At 71.1% G+C, this 17,230-nt stretch carries 11 protein-coding genes and 2 pseudogenes; 7 read left to right on the top strand and 6 right to left on the bottom strand.

Annotation, left to right across the window (positions count from 1 at the left end; all coding sequences use genetic code 11):
* Positions 1 to 60: 60 nt before the first annotated feature.
* Complete coding sequence (locus ACZ49J_RS34415; protein WP_467454440.1) at positions 61 to 1,671, top strand: FadD3 family acyl-CoA ligase; 1,611 nt, start codon at positions 61 to 63, stop codon at positions 1,669 to 1,671.
* 51 nt (positions 1,672 to 1,722) lie between these two features.
* On the opposite strand, the gene ACZ49J_RS34410 is transcribed toward ACZ49J_RS34415, so the two are convergent.
* The 3 genes from ACZ49J_RS34410 to afsR form a co-directional block, all read right to left on the bottom strand.
* Positions 1,723 to 2,367: a hypothetical protein gene (locus ACZ49J_RS34410; protein ID WP_467454438.1), complete on the bottom strand. Its 645-nt coding sequence runs from the start codon at positions 2,365 to 2,367 to the stop codon at positions 1,723 to 1,725.
* A gap of 156 nt (positions 2,368 to 2,523) precedes the next feature.
* Complete coding sequence (afsS, locus tag ACZ49J_RS34405; RefSeq protein ID WP_467454437.1) at positions 2,524 to 2,760, bottom strand: regulatory protein AfsS; 237 nt, start codon at positions 2,758 to 2,760, stop codon at positions 2,524 to 2,526.
* A 216-nt stretch (positions 2,761 to 2,976) separates the two neighbouring features.
* Entirely contained in the window at positions 2,977 to 6,012 is a 3,036-nt protein-coding gene (gene afsR, locus ACZ49J_RS34400) for an SARP-family global regulator AfsR (protein ID WP_467454435.1), read from the bottom strand.
* Positions 6,013 to 6,371: 359 nt separating this feature from the next.
* Here afsR and ACZ49J_RS34395 point away from each other — a divergent pair, with 359 nt between their 5' ends.
* Together ACZ49J_RS34395 and ACZ49J_RS34390 are read left to right on the top strand one after the other, a co-directional pair.
* Positions 6,372 to 7,622, top strand: a complete 1,251-nt coding sequence (locus ACZ49J_RS34395; protein WP_467454434.1) for an amidohydrolase family protein — start codon at positions 6,372 to 6,374, stop codon at positions 7,620 to 7,622.
* Between the two features lie 32 nt (positions 7,623 to 7,654).
* The gene (locus ACZ49J_RS34390; protein ID WP_467454478.1) at positions 7,655 to 8,557 is read left to right on the top strand and encodes an LLM class F420-dependent oxidoreductase; all 903 of its coding nucleotides are present in this window, start codon (positions 7,655 to 7,657) and stop codon (positions 8,555 to 8,557) included.
* A gap of 181 nt (positions 8,558 to 8,738) precedes the next feature.
* On the opposite strand, the gene ACZ49J_RS34385 is transcribed toward ACZ49J_RS34390, so the two are convergent.
* Positions 8,739 to 9,589, bottom strand: a protein-coding gene (locus ACZ49J_RS34385; protein ID WP_467454477.1) for an IS5 family transposase whose coding sequence is annotated in 2 segments (ribosomal slippage) — positions 8,739 to 9,223 and positions 9,223 to 9,589 — 852 coding nt in all. Because the reading frame shifts where the segments join, the coding sequence is not laid out codon by codon here.
* A 32-nt stretch (positions 9,590 to 9,621) separates the two neighbouring features.
* Positions 9,622 to 10,053, bottom strand: a pseudogene (locus ACZ49J_RS34380) (IS110 family transposase); the annotation flags it as partial.
* Between the two features lie 220 nt (positions 10,054 to 10,273).
* On the opposite strand from ACZ49J_RS34380, the pseudogene ACZ49J_RS34375 reads away from it, so the two are divergent.
* Positions 10,274 to 10,582: pseudogene (locus tag ACZ49J_RS34375) on the top strand (transposase); the annotation flags it as partial.
* Positions 10,583 to 10,776: 194 nt separating this feature from the next.
* Here the strand turns inward: ACZ49J_RS34375 and ACZ49J_RS34370 are convergent.
* Positions 10,777 to 12,114, bottom strand: a complete 1,338-nt coding sequence (locus ACZ49J_RS34370) for a COG1470 family protein (protein ID WP_467454432.1) — start codon at positions 12,112 to 12,114, stop codon at positions 10,777 to 10,779.
* A gap of 237 nt (positions 12,115 to 12,351) precedes the next feature.
* On the opposite strand from ACZ49J_RS34370, the gene ACZ49J_RS34365 reads away from it, so the two are divergent.
* From ACZ49J_RS34365 to ACZ49J_RS34355, 3 genes are all read left to right on the top strand, one after another.
* Complete coding sequence (locus ACZ49J_RS34365) at positions 12,352 to 13,044, top strand: helix-turn-helix transcriptional regulator (protein WP_467454431.1); 693 nt, start codon at positions 12,352 to 12,354, stop codon at positions 13,042 to 13,044.
* 218 nt (positions 13,045 to 13,262) lie between these two features.
* Positions 13,263 to 16,526 carry a hypothetical protein gene (locus ACZ49J_RS34360; protein WP_467454430.1) on the top strand — a complete coding sequence of 1,088 codons (3,264 nt, stop codon included), beginning with the start codon at positions 13,263 to 13,265 and terminating at the stop codon, positions 16,524 to 16,526.
* Positions 16,523 to 17,230 carry a Pvc16 family protein gene (locus ACZ49J_RS34355; RefSeq protein ID WP_467454429.1) on the top strand — a complete coding sequence of 236 codons (708 nt, stop codon included), beginning with the start codon at positions 16,523 to 16,525 and terminating at the stop codon, positions 17,228 to 17,230. Before ACZ49J_RS34360 ends, ACZ49J_RS34355 begins: the two co-directional genes overlap by 4 nt.

Genomic DNA, 17,230 nt, shown 5'->3' with positions numbered 1-17,230 from the left:
TACAGCTAATCTGACGGTCAGTCAGCTACGTGTGTTCTGCTTGCCTGCGGGAGGCCTGTCGTGCGCGGTGACGTGGAATGGGGGAGCATCCCCGGCCTGGTCCGGTCGGCGGCCGGGCGGTACGGGACGACCGAGGCCGTGGTGGAGGGCCGTACACGCGTGTCGTACGCGGAGCTCGGCGCCCGCGTCGAACGCGCCGCGGCGGCCTGCGTCGCGAACGGCGTCCGGACCGGCGACCGGGTGGCGATCTGGGCGCCGAACACCCTCGACTGGATCGTCTCGGCCCTGGGCGCGGTCTCGGCGGGCGCGGTCCTCGTCCCGCTGAACACCCGGTTCAAGGGCACGGAGGCGGCGTACGTCCTCGAACGCAGCCGCGCGAAGCTGCTGTTCATCACGGGCACCTTCCTCGGCACCTCATACGTCGCGTCACTGCGCCGGGCGGCCAGGCTGGGGCACGGCCCCGGCCCGCTTCCCGCTCTCCCGCACCTCGAACAGGTGGTGGTCCTCGCGGACGACGCACCGGCCGACTTCCGCACCTGGAAGGACTTCCTGGCCAGCGGGGACGGGGTGCCGGCGGCGCGGGTGCGCCACCGCGAGAGGTCCCTGTCCCCGGACTCCCCCTCGGACATCGTCTACACGTCGGGCACGACCGGCCGCCCCAAGGGGGCGGTGATCACCCACGCGCAGACGCTGCGGGCGTACGAGGTCTGGTCCGACCTGGCCGGGCTCCGCCAGGGCGACCGCTACCTCATCGTGAACCCGTTCTTCCACACCTTCGGCTACAAGGCGGGCGTGCTGGCCTGTCTGATGCGGGGCGCGACGATGGTCCCGCAGCCGGTGTTCAACGTGGACACGGCCCTGGCGAACATAGCCTCGGAACGGATCTCGGTCCTCCCCGGCCCCCCGACCCTCCACCAGTCACTCCTGGACCACCCGTCCCGTGACGACTACGACCTGTCGGCGCTGCGGCTGGTGGTGACGGGCGCCGCGGTGGTACCGCTCCAGCTCGTGGAACGCCTGCGGACGGAACTGAGGGTGGACACCGTCCTCACCGCGTACGGCCTGTCCGAGGCCAGCGGGATCGTGACGATGTGCCGGCGCGGGGACGAGACCCGGGTGATCGCGTCGACGTCCGGCCGGGCGATTCCGGGCACGGAGATACGGGTCGTGCGCCCGTCGGGGGCGCCGGCGCCCGCGGGCGTGCCCGGCGAGGTCCTGGTCCGCGGCTTCAACGTCATGCGCGGCTACTTCGAGGACCCCGCCGAGACCGCGAAGGCCCTCACCCCGGACGGCTGGCTGAGGACCGGCGACGTGGGCGTGCTGGACGAGGAGGGCAACCTCCGCATCACCGACCGGATCAAGGACATGTTCATCGTCGGCGGCTTCAACGCGTACCCGGCCGAGATAGAGCAACTCCTCATGCTGCACCCGGACGTGGCGGACGTGGCCGTGATCGGCGTCCCGGACGTCCGGCTCGGCGAGGTCGGCAAGGCGTTCGTGGTCCGGCGGCCGGGGGCCGTGACGACCGCGGACGACCTGATCGCCTGGTCCCGCCGGGAGATGGCGAACTACAAGGTGCCGCGGTCGGTCGACTTCGTACGAGAGCTGCCGCGGAACGCGAGCGGCAAGGTGGTGAAGGGAGAGCTGCGGGGGCGGAGGGGGAGCCGGTGACGCACCAGCCGGTGACCCTGGCGACCAGGCGATTCTGGCGACCCCGCCCACCTACTTGCCGGGCAGGATGCTGGGCTGCTGCTCCATCTCCTCGATCTCGACGTGCCGCATGACCTCGTCCCCGTAGGCCTCGCGGAGGATCGGCGCGGCCTTCTCCGCGTCGGAGACGTCGATGCCCACGGTCCCGCGGGCGTACATCCCGACCGACCAGATCATGAACGTGCCCTCCCAGCGGTCCATGTCACCGCTGATCCGGTCGACGAGCCTCTTGAGCTCGGTCTCGGTGACGTCGGTGTCGTACAGCCGTACCGTGACACCCTTCTCGGCGGCGCCGCAGAGCTTGGCGTCGAGCTTGTCGGCGCCCTTGCCGGGCACGCGGTAGACGTTCGCGGCTCCGTGGGCGTCGTCGACCGAGAGACCGGTGAAGACGCCCCGGTAGTCCTTGGCCGTCCTGTCGACGTACGCCAGCGTCCGGTACAGCGGAGTGTCGTCCGGGAAGCTGCCCTCGGGTCCCCAACCGGGCAGTTCCCCCTCCGCCCGCGTACCGACGCACACCTTGGCCGGCTTGCGCGGCGAGGCTCCGACCGCCTCGCTCTCCCTGTCCGCCCCGACGGCACTGGCGCCCTGCAACGCACCGAGCACCAGCACCGCGGTCGTGGCACCCACGGCGCCCCTGGTGATCCTGCGCCTGGCCATGTCTCCCCCTGGGGGTTCTTTCGTCCACATCGGGCGCTACTGGGACGTGGGAGACAGCGGAGGGGTTCGATCCGGTTGGTCGTCCCCGAACACGACTCGGCCGCGGCGGCTCCCCCTCCGCGCCGCCGCGGCCGATCCCCGTCGGGATGAAGGTCTTTACTTGCCGCCGTCGAGGCCCAGGGAGGCGGGCGGGGTGGGCATGCCGTTGTCCATCGTCCGGATGTCCGCGGGCTCGCTGGGCATCCCGTTGTCCATCGTCCGGATGTCCCGGTCCGAGGCGGGCTCGCTGGGCATGCCGTTGTCGAGCGTGGTGACGTCCGCGTCCTTGGCGGGCGGGGTGGGCATGCCGTTGTCCTGCGTGGTGACGCCGGTGTCCTGCTTCTCGTCGCTCATGGCCGTGAGTCCTCTGTGTTGCGGGGACGAGTGAGAAACGCCCGTCCAGAAACTCCCCCGAGGGTTGCTGGACGGGCGTCCGGAGCCGCACCTTAGCCGGTAGCGCCCCTGGTCAACCGCCTGCCCCCCGACGCGACGGTGTGACATGTACGACTGTGCCTGGTGGAGATAAACGAATGCTGAACGTCCGGAACCGCCCGGCGGGAAACGCGTCGCTCATGCCGCCGAGGCGGGCCTGAGCAGCGCACGCACCTCCTCGGCCTGGGCGCCGCCGCCGTTCTGCTCGTAGAGGTTGAGTGCCTCGCGCCAGCAGGCCCTGGCCCGGTCGACCTGCCCCAGCATCGTGAGCGCCCGTCCCAGGAGGGTCAGCACGATGCCCTGCATCCGGTCGCCGCCGATGCAGCCGAGCGCGAGGGCCTGCTCGGCGTGCTGGGCAGCCTGTGCGGGGCGACGGGCGGCCAGGTGCACCTGGGCGATCCGGTAGTTGGTCGTGCCTTCCCACAGCCGCTGTCTGTGGTTGCCGAAGATGGACAGCGCGTCGGAGAACTGGTTGAGGGCCTCGGTATGACGGCCTGCCATGTTCAGTGCGATGCCCAGGGTGAAGTGGCCGTTGGCAAGGCGCAGGGTCTGGCCGATCTCCAGGTAGGCCGTGAGGGCGCGCTGTGCGATCTCCACCGCCTTGGTGATGTTTCCCATGCCCAGGTGGGCACGCGAGAGGTTGCAGAGGCTGAGTGCTTCGAGAGGCCGGTTGCCGATCGCGCCGTACCCCTCGATCGACCGCTCGAAGAACGGCTTGCCGTCCGCGTACCGCTCCTGGTGCAGGAAGGTGAGCCCCCGGTCGTTGGCCGCCCAGCTCATGGCCATGGCGTCCTGCGCGGACGCGGCGAGTTCCAGGGCGAGCTGAGCCTGCTCGGCGGCCTGCTGGATGCGGCCGGAGACCAGCAGGACATTGGTGAGTGTCGTCCGCGCCCTGCCCTCCGCACGCGCGTCCCCCGCCGCCTGAGTGGCCTCGCACATCGCCCTGGCCGTGTTCTCGTACTGGTGGGAGTTGGCCCCCGACTCGGTCAGGTCCTTGGACGCCCACAGCAGATCCACCGCCCGCCGCAACCGGTCCGTCCCCGCGGCCTGCCGTACGCAGGCCAGCAGGGGCGCGGCCTCGCTGTACAGCCAGTCCAGGGCCGCGGAGCCGTCGGTGAACCGCAGCCCCGGGTACTCCGTCGCCTCCAGGTGATCCACCAGCCGGTCGCCCGGTCGTTCGATGGCGTAGACCTCGGAGGCCGTCGCCAGGTAGAAGTCCAGCAGCCGCGACATCGCCGCCTCCTTCCCCCACTGCCCGAAAGGCGTGGGAGGTACCCCCACGCTCGGCGGCTGCTCGTCCCGTTCCGCGCACGCACGCGCGTAGAGTCGCACCAGATCGTGGAAGCGGTAGCGGCCCGGCGCCGCCGATTCCAGCAGGGACGTGTCGACCAGGGACTCCAGCAGGTCCTCCGTGTCGTCGACTCCGAGGTCCAGCATGGCGGCGGCCGCCGCGAGCGAGATGTCGGGGCCGTCCGCCAGGCCAAGCAGCCGGAACGCCCGGGCCTGCGTCGGCTCCAGCGCCCCGTACCCCAGCTCGAAGGTGGCCTTCACCGCCAGGTCGCCGGCCTGCAGTTCGTCCAGCCGGCGTCGCTCGTCGGCCAGCTTGGCGGCGAGGACCGAGACCGTCCACGTGCGGCGGGCCGCGAGGCGGGACGCGGCGATGCGGATCGCCAACGGCAGGAAGCCGCACGCGGCCACCACGTCCAGCGCGGCCTTCCGCTCCGCGGCCACCCGCTCCTCGCCCACGATCTTCGTGAAGAGCCGGAGGGCCTCGTCCGGGGACATCACGTCCAGGTCGACCAGGTGTGCCCCAGCCAGGTCCACCATCCGTACCCGGGAGGTCACCAGCGCCGCGCAGCCCTCCGTGCCCGGCAGCAGGGGCCGTACCTGGGCCGCGTCCCGGGCGTTGTCCAGGAGCACGAGGACCCGGCGGCCGTCCAGCAACGAGCGGTACAGGGCCGCCCGCTCCTCCAGGGAGTCCGGGATCGAGGCGTCGGCCGTACCCAGGGCGCGCAGGAAGGCGCCGAGCACCGTCTCCGGTTCCGCCGCCCGCGAGCCCGCGCCCTGGAGGTCCACGTACAGCTGCCCGTCCGGGAAGGCGCCGCGCGCCTGGTGTGCGACATGGACGGCGAGGGTCGTCTTGCCGACGCCGCCTATGCCGGCCAGCGCGGACACCGCCATCACCCGGCCCGCCTCCCCGGACGCCGCCGACAGCACCTCGCTCAGCTCGGCCACGAAGGCGGACCGGCCGGTGAAGTCCGGGACGGTGGCGGGCAGTTGCGCCGGGCGGATCGGTGCCGCCGCCGGCTCGGGGGGCAGCGGGGCCGAGGGTTCCGCCAGGGCCGGGTCCGCCTGGAGGATGCGCTGCTGGAGTTCCTTCAGCCCCGGGCGCGGGTCCACGCCGAGCTCGTCCGCGAGCAGCCGCCGCGTGTCCGCGTACACGGCGAGGGCCTCGGCCTGGCGCCCGCTGCGGTACAGGGCCAGCATGAGCAGTTCGCGCAGTCGCTCCCGCAGGGGGTGCGCCGCCGTCAGGGCCGTGAGCTCCGAGACCGCCTCCGCGTGGCAGCCCTGTTCGAGGTCCATGTCCGTACGGGTCTCGATGAGCTGCAGCCGCCACTCGTCCAGCCGCGCCCGCTGGGTCTCCGCGTACGGGCCGGGGACGCTCGCCAGGACCTCGCCGTCCCACAGGCTCAGCGCCTTGTTCAGCAGCGCGCGGGCGTGGCACAGGTCGCCGGCCGCCTTGGCCTTCTCCGCGTCGGCCGCCAGCTGCTGGGCGAGGGCCAGGTCGAGGGAGCCGTCCATGTCCGACTCGGTGTGCTGGTCGGCGAGGCGGATGGCGTAACCGCCCGCCTCGCTGACCAGCACGCCGGGCGAGAGGACCTTGCGCAGCCGGGAGGCGTAGGTGCGGACGGCGGCCAGGGCCTGGGAGGGCGGGTCGTCGCCCCACAGCGCGTCGATCAGCTCGCCCGCCGTGGCCGTACGGCCCTCGCGGAGCAGCAGCGCGGCCAGCAGGGCGCGTTGCTGTGGTGAACCGGTGGGCAGGAGCTCCGTACCGCGCCAGGCTCGCACCGGGCCGAGCACGCTGAAACGCAACCGCGCCGGCGCCTCGGCAGCCGGGTGCCGAGCATCCTCGGGTCCTCGCTGCTCAGGCACTCGCGGTTCAACGTCGTCCATCGCCGCCCCCTGGTCTCCCTGACAACTACGCCAGTTTGCCTTGTACACGGCGGATGCGTCAGCCGTGGGAGACAGCGATCACAGGGCGCCACGCGGGACGACACAACGTTTACACACGCTCTTCTCGCACGGCCCGCGCGATCCGGCCACGCGCACGTCCGAGTCTGGCCATGTACACGACGGACCAGGCCGCCGCGAGCCCTGGTGCGCCCGGCCCGACGGTTCGCGCGACCGGTCCGGGGATGCGTGCACCCGACCTGACGGTGCGCCAAAGACCGCCCGCATGTTAGCTGACCCTTCGTCAGTGACCGCCCGCACGCTAGCTGACGCATCGTCAGATCGGCGCTACCGTGCCCCGTATGGACACGACCGAGACCACTTCCCCCTTCCCGAAGATCATCTCCGTCGACGACCACACGGTGGAGCCCCCGAACGTCTGGCAGGACCGCCTGCCGAAGAAGTACCGGGACATCGGCCCCCGCATCGTCCGCGCGCCCCTGAAGGAAATGACCTTCCTCGGCGGCCGGTTCAAGCCCGTCATGGGCGCACCCGGCGACGACGGCCCCATCGGCGACTGGTGGGTCTACGAGGACCTGCACCGCCCCCTCACCCGCCTCGACACCGCCGTCGGCTACGACAGGGACGAGATCAAGCTGGAAGTCATCACGTACGAGCAGATGCGCCCCGGCTCGTACGACGTCAAGCAGCGCCTCGCCGACATGGACGTCAACCACGTGCAGTCGGCCGTGTGCTTCCCCACCTTCCCGCGCTTCTGCGGCCAGACCTTCACCGAGGCGCAGGACCGGGAACTGGGGCTGCTCGGGGTCCGCGCCTACAACGACTGGATGGTGGAGGAGTGGTGCGGACCCGACGCCCGGGGACGCCTCATCCCCCTCACCCTCATCCCCCTCTGGGACGCCGAGCTGGCCGCCGCCGAGGTCCGCCGCAACGCCGCGCGCGGCGTACGGGCCGTCGCCTTCTCCGAGATACCCCCGCACCTCGGCCTGCCCTCCGTGCACACCGACGACTGGGACCCTTTCCTCGCCGCCTGCGACGAGACCGGCACGGTCATCGCGATGCACATCGGCTCGTCGAGCAAGATGCCGAGCACGTCCGCGGACGCCCCGCCCGCCGTCGGCTCCACCATCACCTTCGCCAACTGCTGCTTCTCGATGGTGGACTGGCTGATGAGCGGCAAGTTCGAACGCTTCCCGAACCTCAGGGTCATGTACGCGGAGGGCCAGATCGGCTGGATCCCGTACATCCTGGAGCGCGCGGACGTCGTCTGGGAGGAGAACCGCGGCTGGGGCGGCGTCGCCGACAAGGTCCACCGCCCGCCGTCCGAGCTCTTCGCCGAGCACGTCTACGGCTGCTTCTTCGACGACGCCTTCGGGCTCCGCAACCTCGACTCCATCGGCGTCGGCAACGTCCTGTACGAGACCGACTACCCCCACTCCGACTCCACCTGGCCCGAGTCCCGCCAGGTCGGCGAGTCCCAGATGGGCCACCTGGACCCGGACGTGGTCGACCGGATCGTCCGGCGCAACGCCATCGACCTGCTGGGGCTCACGGACGACGGCCTGTGGCCCGGCCCCGGTGGTGCGCGGTGAGCACCCCCTCAGGTGCCGGGCTGCTGTACGGGATGCAGCTCCCCGTCCAGTCCCAGTCCACCCTCTACGCCGAGCCGTGGGAGGCGGACGCAGGGCCGGACGACCTGGCGGAGATCGCCCGCACCGCCGACCGCTCCGGCTTCGCGTACATCGCGAGCTGCGACCACGTCGCCATCCCGCGCCGCCTCGCGGCCGCGATGAGCACGGTCTGGTACGACCCGGTCGCCACGCTGGCCTTCCTCGCCGCGGTCACCGAGCGGGTCCGGCTGCTCAGCCACGTCGCGATCGTCGGCCTCCGCCACCCCCTGGTCTCGGCCAAGCAGTACGCGACCCTCGACCACCTCTCCGGCGGACGGCTGATCCTGGGGGTCGGCGCCGGGCACGTACCGGAGGAGTTCGAGGCGCTGGGGGTGGACTTCGCCGGCCGGGGCGCGCTCCTGGACGAATCGGTCGACGCGCTCCGGGCGGCCCTGGGGCCCGACGAATTCCCGGCCCACCACGGCAAGTCGTACGACTTCGAAGGGCTCGGCCAACGCCCCCGCCCCGCGCAGGAGCACGTCCCCGTATGGGTCGGCGGCTCCTCCCCGGCCGCCGTCCGCCGGGCCGCCGTCCGAGGGGACGGCTGGCTGCCGCAGGGCGACCCGCGCGACCGGCTGCCGGGTCAGATCGCCAGGCTCCGGGAACTGCGCGAACGGGCCGGCGTGGAGGGCCCGTTCGTCGTGGGCGCGATCACGGAGCCGCTGTACGTGGGTGAGCCGGGCTGGGACGTCGGCCGCCGCACCCTCACGGGCACCCCCGAAGCGCTCGCCGAGTCCCTGCGGACGTACCGGGCGATGGGCGTGGACCAGATCCAGGTGCGGTTCCGCAGCCGGAGCCGTACGGAACTCGTCGACCAGATGAGCGCGTTCGGGGGCGAGGTGGGGCCGCTGTTGTGAGGACGTGCGCCACCTTGCCGGCGGAGGGCGTCGCCCATTCCCGCCGAGCGAGAGCCGAGTGGGTGCCGAGTCCCAACGACACCGCGAATTCAGGGCGTGTCGCTGGGACTGCGGAGCCACTTGGGGCCCTTGGCGGGGGAGGGGGCGGTGGTCGTGGGTGGTTTAGGGGCTTTCGTTTGGATCAGCGGGCGGACCACAGGAAGATGCCTGCGATGTGGAGTCCGGCCAGGTAGATGGTCGCGGTCTTCTCGTAGCGGGTGGCGATGCCGCGCCACTGCTTGAGGCGGTTGATGCACCGCTCGACGGTGTTGCGCTGCTTGTGGGTCTCGCGGTCGAAGGCCGGTGGCCTGCCGTCCCGGCTGCCTCGACGCAGCCGGTGGCCACGCTGATCTGCCGGGACCGGGATCACCGCCCGGATGCCGCGCTTGCGCAGGTGGCTGCGGATCGCACGGGATGAATAGGCCTTGTCCGCCAGGACCACGTCCGGCCTGGTGCGAGGGCGTCCGCGCCGCCGGGGAACGCGCAGGCGGGCCATGACGTCCGTGAAGGCCGGTGCATCGCCGGCCTGGCCAGCGGTGAGAACGAACGCGAGAGGTCGGCAGCGGGCATCGGCTGCGAGGTGGATCTTGGTCGTCAGCCCACCGCGGGACCGGCCGATGGCGTGGTCGGCCGGTTCGCCGACCGGGGCCCCTTTTTGCGGGCCCCGGCCGCGTGCTGGTGAGCTCGCACGATCGTGGGCTCGACGGACACGGCCCAGGCCAGGTCCTCATCAGCGTCGGCCTGTGCCATCAGCGCGGTGAACACCCGCTCCCAGGTGCCATCGACGGCCCACATCCGCAGCCGGTTGTAGACGCCTCGCCAGTTGCCGTACTTCTCCGGCAGGTGGACCCACTGCGTTCCGGTCTGGAACTTGAAGGCGATCGCGTCGATCACCTCACGATGATCCCGCCGGCGACCACCCCGCTTCGGCGTGCGGTCCGGGAGTAACGGCTCGATCCGCGCCCACTGCGCATCTGTTGACGGCACACCCAGACCAACGACCGGCTGATCCAAACCAAACTGCCCAGGTCCAAGCGACGTGAGGTGAGAAACCGCAGGTCGACCGCGATGTTGTCGCCACGGTGCACCGGCTGAAGGTCACAGCGCATACGCGCCTGATCTGCAATGACGAAGGCATCCTTCGCGTCCGTCTCCCCGTCGCCCCGGTAGGAGCCGGAGGTGTGATGGACAGTGCGGCCGGGGATGTAAAGGACCTTCTGCCCGTTGTCGGTGAGCAGCGCGATCATCAGGGCAGCCCCGCTGGCGTTGAGGTCTATCGCCCACGTCACCGGCTTGCCATCGCTCAACTCCAGTACGTCGCTGAGCAGTTCGAGCAACGCATTCTCGTCGTTGGCCACCCTCCGCGACAGCTCCCGCTTGCCGCCGACGTCGATCACCACGCAGTGATGCTCGGCCTTCCCCGCGTCCACACCGGCCCAGAGCTCAGGCACTGCCACCTCCGAGGTTGTTCCCGTGTACCAACAGACGACCTCGCCAGCGTGTCCTTACCAAGCGATCTTTTGCCGCGCACCCCAATGAGTGGCCGAGTCGTCGTGGGATGCCAGGCGGCCAATCGTTTGAAGCCACCAACAGGCTGGAGACACGCAGCCACACCCAGCATCCCTGGGCCTTCCGATCCTACGAGTGACCGGAATCAGACCCAGGAACGACGTAAGGAGACACGACCCCTACCGCGGCCGGTACTTCAAGCCGCAACGCCTGCATGCGGACAAGGCCTACGACCGGGGTGACCTGCGCAGGTGGCTTCGCGGCAAGCGCATCGACGTCCGCATCGCCCGCAAGGGCATCGAGTCCAGCGAACGATTGGCGCGCCGCCGATGAGTCATCGAGCGCACCATGTCATGGCTGTCCGGCTACCGTCGGGTCAAGCCTCGCTACGAGCGCGACCCCCGCAACTACCTCGCCTTTCTCGGTCTCGCAGCCGCCCTGTGCTGCTACAAGCGGCTCATCCGCCTCACCACGTAGGACACGGTCTTGATCGGCACCCGCAGAGCGGAACGGGTCGAGAACGGGCGCCACGGCGGGGTGACCTGACCGGCCAGACGTAACCCGGGTCCAATTTCGGACCAGGGTTGGTCATTTCCGGACGGAGGAAGATCCAACTCTTTACAGGGGACGCCAGGGGCGATCGACAATGTCAGTGAATCGGGGGGTCCGATTCATTGCTTGGTGCTGCTGAGAATTCCGCTCACGTTCAGGACCTCGTGGCACCCCTGAGCCTGACGACCGGTCGCGGGCGTACCGGGCTTGGCGCAGGTCACGCTGATCGTCACGGTGTCGTTTTCGGCGATCTTGATGGGGGTCACCCAGTGGTAGTCCTGGTTACGGAAGGTCTCCAGCGCGATAGTGGTGATCTTGCGGTCGCCGAAGCTGAAGGTCAACACCCCTTCGTCGCCCTGGAAGTTGGCGACGACGGCATCCGTGACCCCGAAGACACTGTCCTTCGGCACCTTGTAGCTACGGGACTTGGTCTCCCCGGCGGCCAACTGCACGTCGATGGTCTCCGAGTGCTGGCCGCTGGTGCCCGTAACGCCCTCCTCGCCCGAGGCGCCATCGCCCCCACCGCCCGACCCGGCCGGTGCGCCCGACTCCTTGCCGCCCGGCTTGGAGTCCGAACCGCCGCCGGTCTCGGCGCCCGGACGTTGTTCCCCGGCGGGCGTGGGACGCGGCTGGACTGCTTCCTCGGCGGCTTCCTTGGCGGCGCTCTTCACCGCGGGACGCACCAGTGCGAACCAGGCGAGCAGCAGCGCGAGCAGCGCCGCCAGCAGAATCAGCAGCCATCGCGGGAAGATCGGGATCTGGACGAACTCCGCGTCCAGCGGCGGCCGGGCGGCGGGCTCGTCCCACCGGGGCTGCTCCTCGTCCCGGTCGCCGGTCTCGGCAGTGTCCACCGTGAACGGCCACACCACCGGGGCGCCGAGCCACACCGGCTTGGCCGTACGGACCCGCAGCCCGACCTCGGTCGACTCACCGGGCTCCAGCTTCGGCTGCGCCGGGGTGAAGGCGAACCCGAGTTCCTCGCCCGCCTGACCGGGCGTGAAGCCCACCTGCACCGGAGTGTTGCCCTGGTTGCGCACCGCCAGCTTGTAGCGGCCGCGCAGCCAGCCGCGGCGTCGGCGCGGGGCCAGCTCGGTCTGCAGTTCGTGGAACGCCTCGATGTGCACAGTGGTTTCGAGGACGCGTACCGACTCGGGGTGCTCGGTCGGCAGGACCCGCACGCCGAGGGGCTTTTCGCCGGCCCGGATCTCCGGAGAGCGTGGCGGTGCCAGACGGAGCGTCACCGTTTCGGAGGTGCCGGGATAGAGCGAGACCCGGGCCGGTTCCACGGTGGTCCAGGGGGCGCAGTCCCCGACGACCTCAAGGTTGTACGCCTCGACGATGTCGCTGTCGTTGCGGACGGTCAGAGTGGTCGTGGCGATCTCGCCCGGCGTCACCGTCACGGCCGGAATGTCGAGGCCGGGCGCACCCGGACCGGAAGAGGCTGCAGAAGGCGTCACGCCACCACGGTAGAAGTGTGCCCCGGAGTCCCACGAGGAACGCGAGGGCAACACCCAGGCAGTCCCGTTGCCCGGCAAGTCAATGTCAACCACCTTGTAACGGTGGCTCGTTAATGTGGCGCGCCGCTTCCCGTGCGCCGCCTACCGGTGGTCGCCTCGTCCTGGAATAACCCTTGCCCCCACGAACTCTGGAACAGGTAGCCATCGATGTTATGTGCAGAGGAGACCAGCCCTGCCATGTCCGACACCACGTTACGAGAGCCCGCCCAGGCACAGGCTGCCCCCCAGACGTCCAGAGCCGACCGTCCGAGCCGGGTGACCGTCGCCGTCTACGCCGCCGATCCGGTGCTGCGCGTCGGCATCGTCCACCAGTTGCGCCAGCGCCCCGAGATCGACCTGGTCGACGACGCCGACGCGGAGGGGGCCGAGGTGTCGCTGGTGGTCGTCGACGACGTCGGCGACGACGTGGTCGCCCTGCTGCACCGGCTGCGGCACAACAAGGCCACCCGCACCGGCCTGGTGATAGGCACGCTCGGACCCGGCGCCCTGCAACGCGTCATCGAGGGCGGAGTGGCGGCGGTGCTGCGGCGTGCCGAGGCCGAACAGGACCAGCTCCTGCGGCTGGTCCTGGCGATAGCCAACGGAGAGGGAGTGCTGCCCGGAGACCTGCTCGGCAAGCTGCTCTCCCACGTGGGCAACCTCCAGCGCTCGGCACTCGACCCCGGGAGCCTGTCCCTGTCCACACTGACCACGCGCGAGGCGGACATGCTGCGCCTGGTGTCGGAGGGCCTGGACACGGCGGAGATCGCGCGCAAGACCTCGTACTCCGAACGGACCGTCAAGAACGTCCTGCACGAGATCATCACGCGACTGCAACTGCGCAACCGGGCCCACGCGGTGGGCTACGCCCTGCGCAACGGACTGATCTGACGGGCCGGTGGACTGGTTGGTCCGGCCAATAGATCCGGCGTACGAGGCGACGGGTTCGCGCGCACCCCGTCCGGCGGCCTCCGGGAACCCGGCACTGCCCGAAAGCGCACCCACGTTTCCCCCGGGTACGTCCCCACCGCCCTGCCGCCCCGCACGGGGGCGGTGCAGGGTGGTGGGGGCACATCCAGATGCCGCACCAGACTGCGAAGGGGACCGTGATGGAAACCGCTGGCCCCGGCGGGCGGTACCGCCTGGAGAGACTCGGGATGTCGCTGCTGCTGCTGATCCCGCTGCTCGGCGTGACGGCGGCCGCAGGACCGGGCAGCGCCGAGCCGCAGGCGAAGGCGTTGGCCGACGCCGCGGACGCCCGGGTCGCGTACGCCGGTACCCGCCACCGCAGTCTCGGCAAGGTCACCTCCCCCACCTCCGACCCCAAGGAGAACGTCAGCGCACCGCTGTTCGGGGAGGGCCCGGCCCACTACGACACCCAGCCGTCCGCCGTCGGCGACCAAATGGTCTTCGCGAGCCGCCGCGACGAGAAGAACCCGCAGATCTATCTGCGGGCAGCCGACGGTTCGGTACGCAAGCTCACCAGCGGCATGGACGCGGCACACCCCCAACTGACCCCGGACGGCCAGTCCGTGCTGTTCGACTCCGCCGAGGCGAGCGGCGTCGGCGGCGGGACGCAGCGCGACCTGTGGCAGGTGCGCACCGACGGCACCGGCCTGACGCAGCTCACCGACACCCCCGCGAACGAGGAGGACCCGACGGTCTCCCCGGACGGGCAGCGGATCGCGTACTCCAGTGACAGCGACGCGTCGGCCGGAGCGCAGATCTACGTACGGCCCCTGGCGGGCGGCACCGAAACCCGGATCACCGATCCCGCGAACGGCGCCGCCACCGAGCCGGCGTGGAACCCGGTGAACGACGATGTCAACCGGGACTGGATCGCGTACACCGCCACCACCACCGTCGACGGGCAGTCCCAGCCCCGGCTGCGGATCACGAACGGGACCAGCGACCAGCCGCTGTTCGCGGGCGTGTACGCCAACTGGCGTGCCCACGCGGCAGCGTGGAAGCCCGACGGGAACGGGGTGGTCTTCCTGAGCCCCGAGATCACCTGCACCTGCGAGGGCAACTACGACCACGTGTTCACGTTCCCCGCGCACGCCGGCGAGGACCCCAACGTGGAACCTCCCCTGGTGCTCAACGAGGACCGGGAGGTCCTCTCGCCCACCTGGCTCGGCTCGAACGACGGCGGCGGCGTGATCGTGGAGCGCACCACGGCGCAAGACCCTGGAACCCGTACCGACACGCTCTCCGCCGCGCACGTGGTGACGCTGCAGGACGCCCGGATGGACGGGGCCGACCCGCGCGACCTGGGGCTGACGATCCTCAACGAGGACCCGGAGGCCGACACCAACACCGATCCCGCCAAGGATCCGCTGTTCCGGCCCAGAGCCGGGTTCGACCCGTGGACCGAGCGGCAGAACTACACGCCCGACGGCCGCCGGATCGTCGTCACCCGCTTCGAGACCGTGGACGGCCAGCGGGTCGAGCGGATCTGGATGGTGGACGCCGACGGGGCCAACGCGGCGCCCATGAAGCTCGCGGGACGTGCCCCGACGGACTGGGACACCGACCCGACGTTCTCCCCGGACGGCAAGTTCCTCGCCTTCACCCGGACGTCGCCGGGCGGCGTCGGTGACGCCGCGGGCGCCAGCCAGATCCTCATCGCCGACGTGGCCAGCGGTGAGATCACCGGAAAGATCACCCCGCCGGCCGGGGAGCTCCAGGGCCAGGACGCCCAGCCCACCTGGTCCTCCGACGGCACCACCCTCGCCTTCACCCGCAACATGGAGATCAACGGGGGCGGCGGCAATAAGCACATCTGGACCGTGCCCGTGAACGACCTGGACCGGCAGACCGACCTGAGCGACATCAACTGCCCGGGCGACTGCGAAGTCATCGACGACAGCCCGGCGTTCTCGCCGGACGGGCTCACCATCGCCTACAACCGCAAGAACGGCGGCGGCGCGGTCGACGAGCAGAACGGCCTGCTCCTGACGTCCCTGTCGGGCGACAACTGCCAGGTGCTGCTGCCCGCCTCCCTCATCGACCTGCCCGGCGCCTGCGGCCGGGAGCTGCCGGACACCTCGGCCACCGGCCCGTTCCAGCCGCGCGACGCCGCGTGGACGGCCGACGGCAAGAGCCTGGTGTTCAGCTCGCGTGCCGAGGTAGCGGTCAACAGCCCCGAGAAGCTGAGCGTCCTGAACGTCGAGTCCGGCGAGATCACCCCGCTCACCACCGATTTCCCGGGCCGGCAGAAGGAACCCGCCGTCCAGCAGTCCGTGGACCTCGCTCTCGAAGCGCCCGGCACCGCGCCGGAGGTCACCGTCGGCGACTCCAGTACGGTCACCGTCGACGTGATCAACAACGGCCCCGCCGCCTCGCCCGGCACCACACTGACCGTCACCCCGCCGCCCGGCGTGCAGATCACCCGGATCACCTATCCCGGAGACACCTGCGACGCCGCCTCCCTCCAGTGCAACGTAGGCGTGGTGGAGCCCGGCACGACCGTGCCGGTGGACGTGACCCTCACCGGCGTCACGCCCGGCGACGCGCCGATCGACTGGTCGGTCACCGGTACGGTCCTGGACCCGGAGCCCACCGACAACACGGGCCGGACCGTCGTGCCGGTGGTCGAGGAGGAGCAGCCGCCCCCGCCGAGCCCCACTCCGACACCGCCGACGCCGACACCGACCCCGGCGCCGCCCACCAGCAGGCCGCCCACGACCACGCCGCCCACCGTGCCGCAGGAGCCTCAGGAACCGAAGGCCGGACCCGGCGTGCGCGTCAACGCCCAGCCGAACCCCGGCTATGTGGGCGGGCGGGTCGTGGTGACGTACACCGTGCGCAACGGCCGCAACGCGCTGGCGACCGGGCTGCGGCTGAAGATCGGCCTGCCCAGGGGCATCGCGAACAGCGGACCGCCGACGGGCTGCGACGCCTCCTGGGTCTGTGCGCTGCCGGACCTGAGGCCGGGCGCGAGCACGGTCGTACGGGTGGTCCTCAGCCCCAAGAAGGCGACGACGGGCCAGGCGGTCGGCATCCTCACCACCACCGGGACGGACGCCGACAGGAACGACAACACCGCCCGGGAGCGGGTGCGGATCCTGCAGCCGCGCATCATCGCGGTGCCGGAGATCGGCAAGCCCGGCTTCGTCACCTCGGTGCGCGGCAAGGACTTCCCGCCGGGCGTGCCGGTGCGGTTCAAGTGGAACCCGGGGATCACCGCGGCGGCGGCGCCGACCATTCCGAAGCGGGACGGCACGTTCATCGGCCAGCTGCTCATCCTCGCCAAGGACCAGACCGGACCGCGTACCATCACCGCCAGGGGTCCCGGGTTCTCGCCGGTGAAGACGGACTTCCTGGTGGTCATGGGCAGTGTGCAGCCGCCCGACGAGGTGACCCGCCGGTGATCCACGAGGTCGACGAGGGGCTGCGGCGGCTGCTCGGCGAGTCCGGCCTCGAGGCGTCGGGCGTCGAGGTCGTCTTCGACGCCCCCACCCGGGAGTGGGCGGCGCGGCGCAGCGCCCCGACGGTCTGCGTCTTCCTGTACGACATCCGGGAGGACGCGAGCCGGCGCGGCAGCGGTGCCGGGGAGGTGTACGACGAGGACGGGTATCTCGTGGGCCGGCGCTCCCCGGCGCGCTGGTTCTGGCTGTCGTACATGGTCACGGCGTGGACGAGCCGGCCGCAGGACGAGCACCGGCTGCTCTCACAGGTGCTCGCCACCCTGGTGGCCACCGACACGGTGCCCGAGCGCCTGCTCACCGGTTCGCTCGCCGAACTCGGCCTGCTAGTAGGGCTGGACGCCGGGGGCTCCGCGCTCGACGCACCGGCCGCCTCCGACGTCTGGTCGGCGCTCGGCGGGGAGCTGAAAGCCTCGCTCGGCCTGCGCGTACGCGCACCGCTCGCCGGCTTCACCAAGGCCACCGCCCCGCCGGTCACCGAGGGCCTGGTCATCCGCTCCGCCGCCCATGAGGGCGAGGGCGAGGAAGCGACGCCGGGGCGCCGGCTGCGCTACAAGGAGGTCAGCGACCCCGGCCCGAACGGCTTCGCCGGCCCACGCGAACGGGGCGAGGCCCCTGCCCGACGCCGCCGGAGGGACCGTCAGCCGTGA

Source organism: Streptomyces sp. NPDC030840, from assembly GCF_055572015.1.
This window is presented reverse-complemented; position numbering and strand designations above follow the sequence as displayed.